Raw genomic sequence first — 15,105 nt, 5'->3', positions numbered from 1 at the left:
AAGGGGAGGTGGGAACATGCTGAGCCGCATCGCCGAATCGCTGTTCTGGATCGGCCGGTATGTGGAACGGGCCGACGGAACGGCCCGGATTCTGGACGTCCACTTGGAGCGGCTGAACCAGATGCCCTCCGATGAACAGCACATCATGTCCCGGGATCTGCTGGCCGTGATGGGCAACCGTCCCGACAATGAGGAATTCGACGTCAACGATCTGCTGCACGCACTCGCCTACGACAGGTCCAGTCCAACGTCGATCTCCGGTTCCCTGGGCGCTGCCAGGGAGAACGCCCGTCGTGCCCGGGAGACCGTGTCTTCGGCCCTGTGGGAGTGCCTGAACACCACCTGGTACGGATTGAACCAGCACCGCAAGGACGTGGTGGGAACCTACCGGTTCTGCAACTGGGTGCTGGAGCGCACCGCGATGGTCACCGGACTGGCGGACACGACGGTCAGCCATGACGAGGGCTGGCAGTTTTTGGTGCTGGGCCGCAGCCTGGAACGGGCGGATATGACGGCCAGGATGCTCTCGACCCAGAATGTGATGTCCTCGTCGATGTCCTGGGTGAATATGCTCCGGTGCGCCGGTGCCTACGAATCGTTCCTGCGCACCCGCCAGGCGGCGTTCGGGGATGACCATGCTGCTGAATTCCTGCTGCTGGACCGTCTGTTCCCCCGCTCCATTGTCTACGCCCTCAGCGACGCGGAGTCCTGCCTGGCAAGCCTTGAACCCACGTACCAGCGGGTGGGCTTTGGCAATGACGCCCGGCGGGTGGTCGGCCAGGCGCGGACGTTCCTCGAGTTCCACCAGACCGATGACCTGCTGTCCGAGCTGCCTGAACACATGGAGCGGGTGCAGAAGGCCACCGCACAGGCGTCGGACGCCATTTCCCGCAAATACTTCTCACAGGCAGAGGATCTGTCCTGGGTAGGTGAGCTTTCATGACCAGACTGCGCATAGTCCACCGCACCGGCTACGACTACGCCAACCGGGTGTCGATGTCCTACAACGAGGCGCGGATGACGCCGCTGACGGACCAGAACCAGGTGGTGCTGGAGTCATACCTGCAGATCAAGCCCACCCACGCCGTGGTGGGCAATTACCGGGATTACTGGGGCACCAGGGTGACGACGTTCGACATGCAGTTCCCCCATGAAATGCTCGACGTTTCGGCCACGACGACGGTGGAGGTTTCCCGCAGCGACCCGGCCGTGACCGAAGAGGCATTGCTGGACTGGGAGCAGTTGCATTCCGACGAGGTGGCTGACTCGTTCGCCGACTGGCTGCCGCAGACCCGGCTGAGCCACACCGGCGAGGAGGTGCAGCAAAAGGCCCGGGACGTGGTGGCCGGGAAGAATCCTTATGAAGCGGCGCATGCGGTGTTTGGGTGGCTCCGCGAAGAGATGGACTACGTGCAGGGGGTCACCGGCGTGCATTCGAATGCCGAGGAAGCCTGGGCTGAACGCAAGGGCGTGTGCCAGGACCTGGCCCACTTGGCCATCGGGGTGTTGCGTGGTCTGGGCATTCCCGCACAGTATGTGTCCGGGTACCTGCACCCGCGGCCCAGCGCCGGCATCGGGGAGACGGTCAAGGGCGAATCTCACGCTTGGATTGAATGGTACGACGGCGAGTGGCGGGGCTGGGACCCGACCAACGGAGGTCCGGTGGGTGACTTCCATGTGTCAATCGCACGTGGCCGCGATTATCGGGATGTGCCGCCGTTGAAGGGCATCCTCTCGGGCGGCGGCGGTTCCCAGCCGCATGTGTCGGTGGAAGTCACCCGGCTGGCGTAGCCCCGTTCCTGACCATGGCCCCTGAGGCGCCTGGTCCGCTGGTGCTATGCCTCGTCGGGAAACCGCTCACCCTTGCTCAGCACCGTCAGGCCCGAATCGGTGACCTTGAAGCCCCGCCGCCTGTCCAGATCCGGATCCACGCCAACCGTGGCCCCTGCCGGCACGTGGACATTCTTGTCCAGGATGGCACGCTTGACGATGGCGCCTTCGCCGATGGAAACGTTGTCCAACAGCACCGAGCCGTAGACCTGGGCGTGGTCGGCGACGAAGACGTCGGTGGAGAGCACCGATGAATCCACCGAGCCGCCGGAAATCACGACGCCGTCGGAGACGATGGAATCGACGGCATTTCCCTGGGTGCTCCGGCCGTGCACCAGTTTGGCCGGCGGCGAGATGCTTTGCCGGGTGTAGATCGGCCACTGCAGGTTGTACAGATTGAAGACAGGCAGCGCGGAAATCAGGTCCATGTGGGCCTCGTAGTAGGAGTCGATGGTGCCCACGTCCCGCCAGTACTGCCGGTCCCGCTCGGCCGTGCCGGGAATGTCGTTGTCAGTGAAGTCGTAGACCGCGGCGTCGTTGCGCTGCACAAAGTGGGGGATGATGTCGCCGCCCATGTCGTGGTTCGTCTCCAGCCGCTCTGCATCGTACTGCAGGGCTTCGACCAGGGCGTCTGCGTTGAACACGTAGTTTCCCATTGAGGCCAAAAACTGCGTCGGATCATCCGGTAATCCGGGCGTGCTCTCCGGCTTCTCCACGAAGGCGCTGATCCGTTTCTGGTCACTCGGGTCGACTTCGATGACGCCGAACTGGTTGACCAGCTCCCGCGGCTGCCGTACGGCTGCCACGCTCGCGGAGGCGCCGCTGGCGATATGATGTTCGACCATCTGGTCGAAATCCATCCGGTACACGTGATCGGCCCCGACGACGACGACAATGTCCGGTTGCGCATCCTGGATCAGGTTCATCGACTGGAAGATGGCGTCTGCGCTACCTTGGAACCAGTTCTTCCCGATGCGTTGCTGGGCTGGTACCGAGGCAATGTAGTTCTGCAGCTGGATGGACATCCGCCAGGTCTCGGAAATGTGCCGGTCCAGGCTGTGCGACTTGTATTGGGTCAAAACCACGATTTGCCGGTACCCCGAATTGACCAGGTTTGAGAGGGCGAAGTCGATCAGCCGGTAGCTGCCGGCGAAGGGGACCGCAGGTTTGGCCCGGTCTGCCGTCAAGGGCATCAGGCGCTTGCCCTCGCCGCCGGCCAGCACAATCGCCAGTACCTTCTTTTTCGCCATCTCAGTACCCCCTGGGCTGTTTGCAGCCGGCCGTTCAGCCTGCCAGTGCCTTCACACTAGGCCAGACGCGGCGTTTGCACTACCTTTGGGAGGGTGCGCGTAGATATTGTGACTAAAGAATTTCCGCCTCAGATCTATGGAGGTGCCGGCGTCCATGTGGCCGAATTGAGCCGCGTGCTGGCCGGGCGGATGGAACTTCGTGTGCACTGTTTTGGCGGCGCACGCGAGGCTGACTATCACGGAGCGCAGGTTTCGAACTATGAAGTCCCGGCCGATATCGCGGGCGCGAATTCCGCGGTGCAGACCTTGGGCGTGGACGTGAAGATGCTGCCCGGGATCGCCGGCGCCGACGTGGTCCACTCGCACACCTGGTATGCCAATATGGCCGGGCACCTGGCATCGTTGCTGCACGGTATCCCGCACGTACTCAGCGCGCACAGCCTGGAACCGCTGCGCCCGTGGAAAGCTGAACAGCTCGCCGGCGGTTACGCGCTGTCCTCCTGGGCGGAAAGAACGGCTTATGAAGGGGCGGCGGCGGTCATCGCCGTATCGGCCGGCATGCGGAACGACATTCTGCGTTGCTACCCCCAAGTCGACCCGGGCAAGGTCCATGTCATCCATAACGGCATTGATGTCGAACGGTGGCAGCCTGCAGCCAACGACGACGCGGACGGTGCCATGCGCGCACTCGGCGTCGACCCGGACCGGCCGAGCGTGGCCTTCGTCGGCCGCGTTACCCGGCAGAAGGGAGTTCCCTACCTGCTCAAGGCCGCGATTTCGCTTCCGCCGGAGGTCCAGCTGGTGCTGTGTGTCGGGGCGGCCGACACCCCGGAACTCGCTGACGAGGTCAACGCGCTGATCACCCGGCTCCAGGCTGAACGTGACGGGGTCGTTGTGGTTGAACGGATGCTGCCCCGTGACGAACTGATCCAGGTGCTCAGCAGCGCCACCGTCTTTGCCTGCCCTTCGATCTACGAGCCGCTGGGCATCGTGAATCTGGAAGCTATGGCGTGCGGCACCGCAGTGGTGGCCAGCGCCACCGGCGGTATCCCGGAGGTCGTCGTCGACGGCGAAACGGGAGCCTTGGTTCCGCTGCAGCAGGAATCCGATGGAACCGGAACTCCGATCGACGAGGAGAAATTCGTGGCCGACTTCGCCGCGGCGCTGAGCAGGGTGGTTGCAGACCCGGAGGCAGCCGCGCGGATGGGTGAAGCCGGCCGCCGCCGGGTCGAAGAACACTTCTCCTGGTCGACTATCGCGGAGTCGACTGAACAGGTATACGAGTCAGTGCGCGCCTGAACCCGTACGACGAACCCGTATCATCCGACCGGAGATCACGCCATAGAGGCCGCCCACTCGGCGACGCGCCGGGAGCTTTCCTCGTCGGACAGGTCCTCAACCCGGGTCATCACCGACCAGCGCACCCCAAAGGGATCGCGGATGCTGCCGAACCGGTCGCCGGAAACGAACGTCGTCACCTCTTCCCGGACCGTGGCACCGGCTGCGACAGCACGTTCGGTCACCGCGTCGACGTTGGGCACATACAGCCCCATCGAGTAGCAATCGTCATCGCCGGCCGGTGGACCGAGCAGGTGGAAGGCGGGGTTCGTCTCGCCGACCTGCAAGCGTCCGTTGCCGAAGTCGAGGGTTGCATGGACAACAACAGGAGACCCGTCAGGGCCGGGCATGTCCGTGCGGTCAGTGACGTCGGTGTCGAAGACGTTGCTGTAGAAGTCCAGTGCATCCGCGGCGCCTGTGACGGCGATAAACGGTGTCAGGGCAGTAAATCCATGGGGCGTGCCATCGGTGGTGTGGATTCCGCTTGCGGCTTGGACGATGTCGTTGGTGTTCATTGACGTCACGCCGCACTGCTGGACGGGAAGGTCCGGATTGATGATCCGGACCTGCATCGGTCGGTTGCCGAAGCCATGGCCGTCGGGGATCGCCAGGGGGGCATCGGGGCTGCTGGCGGATTACGTGCGCACCCGTGCGGCTAAGGTCGCCCGGGAAGCGGTCACGGAAGGCATGATCGCCAATGAGCTGGTGGATCTCATCGACGCGGATCCGGACATCCGCTCGGTGGGCGACCTGGCGGCGCGGCTGCATGTGTCGCAGCGGAGTGTTCAACGGCTCGCCGCCCGGTACGTTGGCATGTCACCGGTGTTGTTGCTCCGTCGGCGCCGACTGCAGGATGCAGCCGAACGGGTGCGGGCAGATCCTGCCGCGGACCTGGGCGCGCTGGCCTCCCGGCTGGGCTTCGCGGACCAGGCGCACCTGACGCGGGAATTCCGCACGGTCGTCGGATTCACGCCCCGGCGCTATCCCGGTGCGTGAGGCCCGGTGTGTGAGGCGGCGTCGAGCCTGTCCGCCCTAAGCCTTCTTGCGCGGGGCCTTCTTGTTGATCTTCTTGCCGGCGGCCTTCACCCGCTCGATTAATACCTTCTCGTCGATGGGTGCATGACCGCTGGCCCGCTCGGCCCTGAGGTGTTCCATCGCCTCCTGCTGGCGCTGTGCCTCTTCGCCGCTGGCAATCGGTGCCCGCAGATGCTGCTGGTCGTATCCGAAGGCATCCACCAGGTCGAGGGCGTGGGGACGCAACCGCGCTAACAGCCGGTTGATGTAGTCTCCCAGTGTCCTGGCGCGCTGATTCGAAAGACGCCCGTTCATCAGGTACCAGGACAGGTTGCGCTCAATCAGGCTCAGCCCGAAAAGGTCGCGCAGCCAGGTCAGCACCTGGCGCGTGCCGGGATCGGAAATCCCGTGCAGGGCGGTGGTGAATGCCTCCCACTGCAGCAGTTCTCCATGGGCGACGGCGGTTTCAATCAGTTCGTGCTGCTGGGTGTTGACTAGCTTCGCCGCCTCCGCGGTCGACATCCGGCTGGCCGGCTTCAGCTCACCGGCGATGCCGGCGATCATGGTCTCCACCCGGTCGGTCAGCAGCGAGCGCTGGGTCTCCTCGTCGCGCAGGGCGACGGCGGAGCGGCGTTCGTCGCCGCTGTCGGCGACGGCCTGCACCGCCCGGCGCAGGCCGGTCCGGTGCAGGGTCAGGTCGGCGGCCTGGTCCGCCACGAAACGGGCCATGATGCCAAAGTCGACGTTCTTGAACTCCTTGGCGTAGTCGGCGAGCAGGCGCTTGGCCACCAACTGCAGCAATACTGTGTTGTCACCCTCGAACGTGGCATAGACGTCCAGGTCCGCCCGCAGCGAGGTGAGCCGGTTTTCGGTCATGAACCCCGCCCCGCCGCAGGCTTCGCGGCTGGTTTGCAGGGTGTCCAGCGCATGCCACGTGGACAATGATTTCAAGGCCGCCGCGAGGGTTTCCAGGTCTTCGCGGTCTTCGTCGGAATCGTGGCGGCCGGAAAAGACGTCGTCGAACTTCTCCAGCAGCTCTTCGTGGGCGAACGCCGCTGCATAGGTTTCCGCCAGCCGGGGCAGCAGTCGGCGTTGATGGCGCTGGTAGTCCAGGATGACCTCTTCGGTGGTGTCCGAGGAAGCGTTGAACTGCCTGCGCTCCGAGCCGTATTGGATGGCGATCTTCAGCCCCACCTTGCTGGCTGCCACGGCCGCTCCGTCCAACGAAACCCGCCCCTGCACCAGGGTTCCCAGCATGGTGAAGAAGCGCCGCCCCGGGGTGGATATGGGGGAGGTGTAGGTCCCGTCGGAATCCACGTCGCCGTAGCGATTGAGCAGATTGGTGCGGGGGATGCGCACGTTGGTGAAGTGCAGCCGACCGTTGTCGATGCCGTTCAGACCGCCCTTGAACCCGTCATCTTCGCCGCCGACGCCGTCGAGGAAGGCGTTCGCCTCGTCGCGCAGCGGCACGTAAAACGCGTGGACACCGTGGTCGACGCCCTTGGTGATCAGCTGGGCGAAGACGACGGCGGCAACCCCATCGAGCGCGGCGTTGCCGATGTACTCTTTCCAGGCCGCCCGGAACGGGGTATTGATGACGAACTCGTCGGTGTCCGGATCGTAGGTTGCCGTGGTGGCGACGCTGGCGACATCGGAGCCATGGCCGGTCTCAGTCATGGCGAAGCATCCCGGGATCTCCATATTCATGATTCCGGGCAGCCATTTGCGGTGGTGTTCTTCATTGCCCAGATGCAGCACGGCTGACCCGAAGAGCCCCCATTGCACTCCCGCCTTGATCTGCAGCGACGGGTCGGCGACGACCAACTCCTCGAACCCGGCGATGTTCCCGCCATTGTCGTCGCTGCCGCCCAGGGATTTCGGGAAGGCCCGGTGCACTGCCTTGTTTTCCACCAGGTAGTGCAGCTGTCCCAGTACCCGCTTGCGGTGATCCGCCAGCGACTGTCCTTCAATCCGGTGTGTTTCATCACGGCCCACGAGTTCACGTGCCGTGCGGCGGACCTCCGCCCAACGGCCCAGCACGGCCTCGCCCAGTACCGCAACGTCCACGGACGGGCTGCTGTCGTCGTCGTACATGGTGTCCAGGCCGGCATGGTTGCTGTTGCCGGTGGTCTTCCTTGCGGAAGTAGCCTGACTGGCTTGACTCATTGACTCTCAGTTCCTCTGTTGTCTGACCGGCTTGGGATGCCGGTGTCTTGGGAGTTGTTGGAGATGCCGGCGAAGAGCCAGCGGGTGATGTTCTCGGCCATGTCTTCGCGGCCGGGCTTGTCCGGACCGTCAGCGGTGCCCAGCCATAATTCCCCGGCTGCCCGTACATGTCCGATGGCGGCGGTGGGCCAATACGCCAGCGTGGTCTGCAGGTAGGCGGCCGGCTGGTTTTGCAAGTAGGTGCGCATCGGCTCCTCCATCATTTGGCGGATGGAGGCGAAGAAATGGCTCATAGTTCCAGAAACCGGGGAGCCGGACGGATTGGAGAGGGCGTCGACGCCGTCGGTCCGGGTGACGAATGCATACACGTGCGGTGAGGTCTCGGCCATCTGCAGATAGGCCGACACCATGGCGTGCAGGCCCTCGCGGGGAGTGTCTGCGGCCCGGGCGGCGGCCACCAGTTTCTCCTGCATCTGGCCGATCACCAGCTCGCCCATGGCCTGCTGCAGTCCGGCCTTGTCGCCGAAATAGCGGTAGAAGACTGATTTTGAGGTCCCGGCCGAGGACGCGATCTCTTCCATGGATGCGCCGGGGCCCAGGCGATGGATGGCCTTCCGGGCCGACTTGATCAGGGCGGTGCGTCGCCTGCTGCGGTGGGCGTTCCAGCGCGAGGACCGGCCGTCCTCCGCGCTGTCCACGACGGGTGCGGAATTCTTCACGATACCCAGCGTATCAGGTACGCTGGGTATCGATAATATTCTTCACATCTCTTTTGAGGAGAGAATTAATGGCCAATCCCGAGCATCCGACGGAACCATCCACTCCTGCGGGAGGGGCAGGCACCGCCGCCCCGCGCAAAGCGGTGGTGATTGGTGGCAACCGGATTCCCTTTGCCCGCACGGGCGGAGCATATGCCCACTCGTCGAATCAGGACATGCTGACTTCTGCCCTGGACGGGCTGGTGGCCCGATTTGGATTGCAGCACGAGCGGATCGGTGAGGTGGCTGCCGGCGCCGTCCTCAAGCACTCGCGTGATTTCAATCTGACCCGCGAGGCCGTGCTGGGCTCGGCGCTGGCCGGGGACACGCCCGCTTACGATATCCAGCAGGCCTGCGCCACGGGGCTGGAGACGGTGGTCTCGATGGTGAACAAGATCAAGCTGGGCCAGATCGAATCGGCCATTGCCGGGGGAGTGGACACCGCCTCGGACGCGCCCATTGCGGTCAGCGAAGGGCTGCGCCAAGTGCTGTTGAACCTGTCCCGTGCCAAGACCATGAAGGACAAACTAACCGCTGCCGCCAAATTGCGTCCGAAGGATCTGGCACCCGAAGCTCCCACCACCGGTGAACCCCGAACGGGCCTGTCCATGGGGGAGCACCAGGCGTTGACCACGGCGCATTGGAACATCACCCGCGAAGCGCAGGACGAGCTTGCCATGGCCAGCCACCGGAATTTGGCCGCGGCCTATGAACGCGGATTCTTCGATGACCTGATCACCCCGTACCGGGGGTTGGCCAAGGACTCCAACATGCGGGCAGACAGCTCCATGGAGAAACTGGCCAAGCTGTCTCCGGTATTCGGCCGGAGCCTGGACCAACCGGCCACCATGACGGCCGGCAACTCCACTCCGTTGACCGATGGAGCTTCAACCGTGTTGTTGGGTTCCGAGGACTATGCCCGCGGCCACGACCTTCCGATCCTGGCCGACGTCGTCGATGCCGAAGCTGCCGCCGTCGACTTTGTGCACGGCAAGGAGGGGCTGCTGATGGCGCCGGTCTACGCAGCGCCCCGGTTGTTGGCACGCAATGGATTGAAGCTGGAGGATTTCGACTTCTACGAGATCCATGAGGCCTTTGCCGGCACCGTTCTCAGCGCCATCGCCGCATGGGAAGACGAGGAATTCTGTCGCACCCGGTTGGGCCTCGATGGCGCACTGGGCACTATCGACCGCAGCAAACTCAATGTCAATGGTTCTTCGCTGGCCGCCGGCCATCCGTTCGCGGCCACCGGCGGGCGGATTGTCGCCAGCCTGGCGAAGACATTGCACGAAGCCGGATCAGGGCGCGGGCTGATTTCGATTTGCGCCGCCGGCGGCCAGGGCGTCGTCGCTATTTTGGAAGCACGTTAGGGGAGGCAGTGGCAGATAAATACCTGAATCTGGTCAATTCGGCCCTCGGCAAGACGGCGGCGAAGAAGCTGGGGCTGCCCCGGCCGGCCCATTTGCGCCGTTACCAGCCCGGCGCGCCGCTGGTGCCCGGGCCGGTGCTGGTGGTCGGCGCCGGTGCCGGGGCCGACGCGGCGGCAACCACCGTGCTCGATTGGGGTCTGGACGTACGGCGTCACGCGGATCCCCGGGGGAAGTACGGCGCGGTGATCCTGGCCCTCGATGAGGTGGCGCATCCCGACGACCTGTCGGGCCCGGTGCTGGAAGCGGCCGCCGCGTTGAAGCGTCTGCGGCCCGGCGGCCGGATGGTCACCATTTCCCGTCCGGCCGAAGCTGAAAATGATCCCGCCACCGCAGCCGCACGGCAAGGAGTGGATGGGCTGCTGCGCTCCATCGCCCATGAATTGCGTGGAGGGGCCACCGGCAATGGCATTCTGCTGGGACCGGATGCCGCCCCGTCGTCGTCAAGCGTGGCCGGCGCCCTCCACTTCCTGCTGTCCGGACGCAGCGCGTATGTCGATGGCCAATTCCTCCGGGTCGACGGTGACGGAGCCACCATCCCGGCAGACTGGGACAAGCCGCTGTCCGGCAAGGTCGCCGTGGTCACCGGCGCCGCGCAGGGGATCGGCGCGGCCATCGCCAGGACCTTGCGCCGTGACGGAGCCGACGTCGTCGTCGTCGATATTCCCCCGGCGGGTGAATCGCTGGCCGAGGTGGCCAATGCGGTCCAGGGAACTGCGCTGCAGCTGGATATCACCGCCGACGACGCCGGCCGGCGGATCCTGGATCACGCGCTGGGCCGTCACGGCCGCCTCGACATCATGGTCCACAACGCGGGAATCACCCGCGACAAGCTGCTGGCCAACATGGATGAGTCCCGCTGGACGTCGGTGCTTCAGGTCAATATAGCGGCGCAGCTGCGGATCAACGAACAACTGCTCGGTTCCGGACAGCTCTCCGAGGCACCCCGGATTGTCTCGCTGGCTTCGACCAGCGGTATTGCCGGCAACCGCGGGCAGACCAACTATGCGGCCTCCAAGGCCGGAATCATCGGCATGGTCCGTGCCAGCGCCGGCCAGCTCGCCGACAGCGGCGGGACAATCAACGCCGTCGCACCGGGCTTTATTGAAACGGCGATGACCGCACGCATGCCAATGGCGACCCGCCAGGTGGCCCGCAGGCTGAGCAGCCTGCAGCAGGGCGGACGCCCGGGGGATGTGGCCGAAACCGTGGCGTTCCTGGCCAGCGACGCCGCCGGAGGGATTTCCGGGCAAGTGGTGCGGGTCTGCGGACAGAACATGGTGGGAGCATGAACACAATGAAGCTGGACCACGTGCCGTCGCTGCCCGGTCTCTACGGTACGGCGGTCGCTGCCGCCGCGCGGGACCGGGTGTTTAGGAAGCAGGCGGCCGAGCAGCTGCCATGGGTGCGGCATGAAGTTGACCGGGTGCCCGTCGATGTGGGCGAGCTGACGCGGTACCAGCACCTGCTGGGCGAGCCGGCCCGGGATTGCCTCCCGTCAGGATTCATTCATGCGCTGGCGTTCCCCGTTGCTATGAGCGTGATGACTGCCGACGATTTTCCGCTGCCGTTGCTGGGGATGATCCATCTGCGCAACCAGGTGGAGCATTACCGGACGGTGCTGTTCAGCGAGCGGCTCGACATTTCCGCATGGCCGCGGAATATGGCCGCCCACCGGTCGGGAACCCAGGTGGAGATGGTTGTGGAGGTCAGGTCCTCCGCCGAGCTCGTGTGGCGCGGTGTCTCGACGTACCTGGCCAAGGGAGTGCATCTTCCGGGGCTGGACGAAGCGCCGGAGGAGAACCCGCCGCGGAGCGGGTTCGCCCCGCCGGTGCCCACCGCGAAATGGCGGCTGGGGGCGGATACCGGTCGTGCCTACGCGGCAGTATCCGGCGATTTCAACCCGATCCACCTCAGTGCAATCACAGCCAAGGCGCTGGGGATGCGCGCCTCCATTGCCCATGGCATGTACCTCGCCTCCCGGGCGCTCGCGACTGCGCGTCCCGAGGGGGTGGAAGCCTTCAGCTGGGACATAGACTTCGCCGCACCGGTGTTCCTGCCGGCCACAGTTGCGCTGTCGGTACGGGGTCCTGAGGGGACACGGCATGGGGGCACGGGTGCGGGCAGCGGCACGGAGTATGTGGGATGGAATCCGCGGTCGGGACGGAAGCACTTCTCCGGATCGGTGACGCCGCTGCCTCATTAGGAAACGACAGAGAATGCCATACGTGCCCCGTTTTGTCTATAACGAATGGATAAATTGGAATAGATTACGGCAAATTCGTATTTCCTGGTGGCGCGTTTGCGGCATTGCGTGCTAGTCCTTTCAAGGGTCGAATTTATCGACAGTACGATTTCATCCATGAAAGAGGGACAAAATCCATGACTATGAGAGGGTCTGCAATAGCCGCATCGGCAATGATGGCGACGGCGTTGCTCGGTGGGGCGGCCGCGGCTCAAGCGGACAACTCCACTGCGTGGAGCAATGGCGCTTCCAAGGAGCAGGTCGAGAGCGAGTCATCGGTATCGTCCTACTGGACCGAAAATCGAATGGAGGATGCCAAGCCCGGCAGCACACTGATGCCCGATGGCAGGGAAGTGGGTATCGGCAACGATCCGGTGGCCGGAATCCCCACCACGATCAAGGGCCAGCAGGCGGAGCGTGATGCGAACCCCGGGGCGAAGACGGAGCCTGTGCAGCAGCACGCGGCTGCCGAAAACCCGGTGTCACACATTGGAAAGGTGTTCTTCACCCTGGGCGGTGCAGACTATGTCTGCTCGGCCAACTCGGTGGTGTCGGACAACGAGAACACGGTCGCCACCGCTGGCCATTGCCTGAAGGACGGCGCGGGTGCGTGGGCCAGCAAGTTTGCCTTTGTTCCCGCGTACCAGAACGGCGAGGCGCCCTACGGAGTGTGGGCCGCGACGGCACTCTACGCAACCTCGCAGTGGGAACGGTCCGGCAATATCAGCTACGACACCGGCTTTGCCGTGGTCTCCAATCCGAACGGAAGCGCAAGCTTGAGCGACACAGTGGGGGCTTCAGGAGTTGCCTTTAACCAGCCCCGCGGACTGGAGTACAAGGCGTTTGGCTACCCCGCCGGTCCTCCATATAACGGTGCCTATCTATACTCGTGCTCGGGAACAGCAATTCAGGATTCATTCGGTCAGTCCCAATCGCAGGGCATCCCGTGCGATATGACCGGTGGATCCTCCGGCGGACCATGGTTTATCGGCTCCAGCTCGACCGGTGTGCAGAACTCGGTGAACAGTTTCGGTTACTCCACCGTTCCGAACACCATGTTCGGGCCGTATTGGGGTGCGTCAATTCAGGATGCGTATTCCCGCGCGTCCAATTCCTGAACAAGGAAACTTGCGAAAGAGCGACGGGAAATAGAGCGGATACACTCCCGCATGCGCCATGTGCGGCGGCTATAGTTTCCCCATGGATGAACTTGCGGCGGACCGGGTGAAGGCCTATGCGCGGGACTGTATCGGCTACGCAGCGATCACCGCCGGCACCGTGCCTCTTGGGATCGTCGCCCATGCCAGAGGGTGGGGACGAAGGCGTGGATTTGTGATGGCTATGAGCGCGGTGCCCCCGGCAGTGGCGACGCTGTTCGCAACCTGGCAAGAGAGGGAACACGGGGCCACCAGGGGCAAGCGGCACTATGATCTGGTTGTGCTCGATCGAAGCCTAGCTCCGGCCGGGTATGGCCGACTGCTCCTTCGCAATACGGTCAAGATCGGTCTTCCATGGCAGCTTGGTCACGTCGTTGCCGTCGGTGCCGCCTTCGGCGGTTTCGAGGACAGGGACCGGCTGACGTGGTCCGCTGCCCTCGTCACCTATCCGTTGATCGGGGCGATAATGGCCAGTGTCCTCTTCGGGAAGGGCCGGGCGCTTCCCGACCGGCTGGCCGGCACACAGGTTGCCAAAAGCCCCGTGCAGGGCATTAGACGATCACTCGTCGGATCGCCGTGGCGGCGGAAATCACCGCCGGGTGCTCCAGCGTAAGTGCCTCGGGCTCGCCGGCCGATTGAAGTCTGTTGGTATTCCAGAACCCAAAACTGGCCCACTGTGGGTCATAGTACGACCATCAGGACAGCCCGTCATGGCCGGTCGCATCCCGGATCCCGCTGGCCCACTGTTGGGTGAAGGACCGGCCTTCACAGTTCCCCCCAGTGGCGGTGAAAGGAACTTCCAGAATCGCAGGTGTCCAGTGCGCGAATCGTCCGAGCGCTTCGGCAACGGCCCCTTCGGCGGAGTCTCCCAGGTAGAGGACGAGGTATTCATGCTGCGGTGCGGATCGTCTATTCGTCCGGCGCCCTGGCGGGGCCAGGTAAACATTGGATGCCCGTTTAGTAGCTGGATCGGTTGCAGCAGGCTTCCAGTTGAATACGCGCCAAAACTCCATTTATGCGAAAGCGCCTTGTTCGTAGGCCTTCATGGCTTCAATGACGGGGCCGGCCCCTTCGATCCGATACACGTCGATGGGCCGGGCGTTCAAGAACGGATCGTGCCCATTGAGCCATAGTGCGGCCTGCCCCGCTGTAAAAACGGTCAGCAACTGGCCGAGCATGGAATCCAGGTCAGCAAGCGGGGCGCGATTTTCCTCCGAGGGAGCCTCACTTCCTGTCGCCCAGCGGCTTGGCCGGTCGTTGCTTACCCCCAACAGGCCCGCAACCGTATTGTTACCCGGCACCTCGATAACACGGCGGGTAACTGCATCCGGAGAGTATTGGGACGACTGCTCGAGGGATTTGATAGGCAGCGTTGTTACGCCTTTCCGCGTTGATCGGAACCCGCGCTTCGCTCCTACCGTCGAAGCTGGTTTGGGCATCAGGACCCTGCCGTTTCGCACTGTCGCGCGGACCTTGCGGCCACCAGGCACGAGAACTTCGACTTCTTCCTGATCGCCCTTGTGTCTATTCAGTCCCATGCCCCAACAGTATGCGTTGGGAAGTTCTGCCTACACTACGATACGCCCGCTTGGGCTAAGCACTTGGGTTTCCGGCCGCCGGCTGCCGGGCACAACCGGGGGATGAAGAAAACCCCGGAAAATCCTTGGATTCCCGGGGTTCTCCTGTGTGCGCGAGGGGGGACTTGAACCCCCACCCTCTAATACGAGGACTAGCACCTCAAGCTAGCGCGTCTGCCTATTCCGCCACCCGCGCAGGTGGTCTTTCCCGCCGTCGTTCATTGCCCGACGCGAAGAAAGCAGCGAGAAAAACAATACCATGATCGACGCCGAAGTTCTGAATCCTCGGCGCCCTTCGGGCATCGACGGCGAAGGGATGGATAAGGTGGGGTATTCAGGCCAT

14 protein-coding genes and 1 tRNA gene are annotated in these 15,105 nt (G+C 64.0%); 9 read left to right on the top strand and 6 right to left on the bottom strand.

What is annotated here, in order from left to right:
* The first annotated feature begins 16 nt into the window (after positions 1 to 16).
* Both H535_RS0103735 and H535_RS0103730 read left to right on the top strand, forming a co-directional pair.
* Positions 17 to 943 (top strand): alpha-E domain-containing protein, encoded by a 927-nt coding sequence (locus H535_RS0103735; RefSeq protein WP_026818486.1) that lies wholly within the window; start codon positions 17 to 19, stop codon positions 941 to 943.
* Positions 940 to 1,791 (top strand): transglutaminase family protein, encoded by an 852-nt coding sequence (locus tag H535_RS0103730; protein WP_026818485.1) that lies wholly within the window; start codon positions 940 to 942, stop codon positions 1,789 to 1,791. Before H535_RS0103735 ends, H535_RS0103730 begins: the two co-directional genes overlap by 4 nt.
* 44 nt (positions 1,792 to 1,835) lie before the next feature.
* On the opposite strand, the gene glgC is transcribed toward H535_RS0103730, so the two are convergent.
* Positions 1,836 to 3,080 carry a glucose-1-phosphate adenylyltransferase gene (gene glgC, locus H535_RS23290; protein WP_035768218.1) on the bottom strand — a complete coding sequence of 415 codons (1,245 nt, stop codon included), beginning with the start codon at positions 3,078 to 3,080 and terminating at the stop codon, positions 1,836 to 1,838.
* 93 nt (positions 3,081 to 3,173) lie between these two features.
* Here glgC and glgA point away from each other — a divergent pair, with 93 nt between their 5' ends.
* Positions 3,174 to 4,379 carry a glycogen synthase gene (gene glgA / locus H535_RS0103720; protein WP_026818484.1) on the top strand — a complete coding sequence of 402 codons (1,206 nt, stop codon included), beginning with the start codon at positions 3,174 to 3,176 and terminating at the stop codon, positions 4,377 to 4,379.
* A 35-nt stretch (positions 4,380 to 4,414) separates the two neighbouring features.
* Here glgA and H535_RS0103715 read toward each other — a convergent pair whose 3' ends face one another.
* Entirely contained in the window at positions 4,415 to 4,933 is a 519-nt protein-coding gene (locus tag H535_RS0103715; protein ID WP_026818483.1) for a VOC family protein, read from the bottom strand.
* Positions 4,934 to 4,973: 40 nt separating this feature from the next.
* Here H535_RS0103715 and H535_RS23285 point away from each other — a divergent pair, with 40 nt between their 5' ends.
* Positions 4,974 to 5,414 (top strand): helix-turn-helix domain-containing protein, encoded by a 441-nt coding sequence (locus H535_RS23285; RefSeq protein ID WP_051298451.1) that lies wholly within the window; start codon positions 4,974 to 4,976, stop codon positions 5,412 to 5,414.
* A 36-nt stretch (positions 5,415 to 5,450) separates the two neighbouring features.
* Here the strand turns inward: H535_RS23285 and H535_RS0103705 are convergent, their stop codons facing one another.
* Positions 5,451 to 7,598: an acyl-CoA dehydrogenase family protein gene (locus tag H535_RS0103705; RefSeq protein ID WP_026818482.1), complete on the bottom strand. Its 2,148-nt coding sequence runs from the start codon at positions 7,596 to 7,598 to the stop codon at positions 5,451 to 5,453.
* On the bottom strand, positions 7,595 to 8,317 hold the full coding sequence (locus tag H535_RS23280) for a TetR/AcrR family transcriptional regulator (RefSeq protein ID WP_211236515.1): 723 nt from the start codon (positions 8,315 to 8,317) through the stop codon (positions 7,595 to 7,597). The genes H535_RS0103705 and H535_RS23280 overlap by 4 nt, the downstream gene beginning before the upstream one ends.
* A gap of 68 nt (positions 8,318 to 8,385) precedes the next feature.
* Here H535_RS23280 and H535_RS0103695 point away from each other — a divergent pair, with 68 nt between their 5' ends.
* The 5 genes from H535_RS0103695 (at position 8,386) to H535_RS0103675 (ending at position 13,798) form a co-directional block, all read left to right on the top strand.
* Complete coding sequence (locus H535_RS0103695; RefSeq protein ID WP_026818481.1) at positions 8,386 to 9,726, top strand: acetyl-CoA C-acetyltransferase; 1,341 nt, start codon at positions 8,386 to 8,388, stop codon at positions 9,724 to 9,726.
* Between the two features lie 8 nt (positions 9,727 to 9,734).
* Entirely contained in the window at positions 9,735 to 11,075 is a 1,341-nt protein-coding gene (locus tag H535_RS0103690; RefSeq protein ID WP_026818480.1) for a 3-oxoacyl-ACP reductase, read from the top strand.
* Positions 11,072 to 11,989: a MaoC family dehydratase gene (locus tag H535_RS0103685; protein ID WP_026818479.1), complete on the top strand. Its 918-nt coding sequence runs from the start codon at positions 11,072 to 11,074 to the stop codon at positions 11,987 to 11,989. Before H535_RS0103690 ends, H535_RS0103685 begins: the two co-directional genes overlap by 4 nt.
* Positions 11,990 to 12,171: 182 nt before the next feature.
* Positions 12,172 to 13,146, top strand: coding sequence for a trypsin-like serine peptidase (locus tag H535_RS0103680; RefSeq protein WP_245580144.1), 975 nt, complete (start codon positions 12,172 to 12,174; stop codon positions 13,144 to 13,146).
* Between the two features lie 82 nt (positions 13,147 to 13,228).
* Positions 13,229 to 13,798 (top strand): RDD family protein, encoded by a 570-nt coding sequence (locus tag H535_RS0103675; RefSeq protein WP_162144849.1) that lies wholly within the window; start codon positions 13,229 to 13,231, stop codon positions 13,796 to 13,798.
* 400 nt (positions 13,799 to 14,198) lie between these two features.
* Here H535_RS0103675 and H535_RS28875 read toward each other — a convergent pair whose 3' ends face one another.
* Complete coding sequence (locus H535_RS28875; protein WP_155838522.1) at positions 14,199 to 14,723, bottom strand: hypothetical protein; 525 nt, start codon at positions 14,721 to 14,723, stop codon at positions 14,199 to 14,201.
* A gap of 149 nt (positions 14,724 to 14,872) precedes the next feature.
* A tRNA-Leu gene (locus H535_RS0103660) sits at positions 14,873 to 14,958 on the bottom strand.
* Positions 14,959 to 15,105: the final 147 nt, after the last annotated feature.

The organism is Arthrobacter castelli DSM 16402, from assembly GCF_000430705.1.
Classification (GTDB): Bacteria; Actinomycetota; Actinomycetes; order Actinomycetales; family Micrococcaceae; genus Arthrobacter_C; species Arthrobacter_C castelli.
This window is presented reverse-complemented; position numbering and strand designations above follow the sequence as displayed.

Coding starts and splice junctions, on each gene's coding strand:
- H535_RS28875 (WP_155838522.1), bottom strand. CDS start 14,723: ATGGGACTGAATAGACACAAGGGCGATCAGGAAGAAGTCGAAGTTCTC.
- H535_RS0103675 (WP_162144849.1), top strand. CDS start 13,229: ATGGATGAACTTGCGGCGGACCGGGTGAAGGCCTATGCGCGGGACTGT.
- H535_RS23285 (WP_051298451.1), top strand. CDS start 4,974: ATGATCCGGACCTGCATCGGTCGGTTGCCGAAGCCATGGCCGTCGGGG.
- H535_RS0103730 (WP_026818485.1), top strand. CDS start 940: ATGACCAGACTGCGCATAGTCCACCGCACCGGCTACGACTACGCCAAC.
- H535_RS0103735 (WP_026818486.1), top strand. CDS start 17: ATGCTGAGCCGCATCGCCGAATCGCTGTTCTGGATCGGCCGGTATGTG.
- H535_RS0103695 (WP_026818481.1), top strand. CDS start 8,386: ATGGCCAATCCCGAGCATCCGACGGAACCATCCACTCCTGCGGGAGGG.
- H535_RS0103685 (WP_026818479.1), top strand. CDS start 11,072: ATGAACACAATGAAGCTGGACCACGTGCCGTCGCTGCCCGGTCTCTAC.
- H535_RS0103715 (WP_026818483.1), bottom strand. CDS start 4,933: ATGAACACCAACGACATCGTCCAAGCCGCAAGCGGAATCCACACCACC.
- H535_RS0103680 (WP_245580144.1), top strand. CDS start 12,172: ATGAGAGGGTCTGCAATAGCCGCATCGGCAATGATGGCGACGGCGTTG.
- glgC (WP_035768218.1), bottom strand. CDS start 3,080: ATGGCGAAAAAGAAGGTACTGGCGATTGTGCTGGCCGGCGGCGAGGGC.
- H535_RS0103705 (WP_026818482.1), bottom strand. CDS start 7,598: ATGAGTCAAGCCAGTCAGGCTACTTCCGCAAGGAAGACCACCGGCAAC.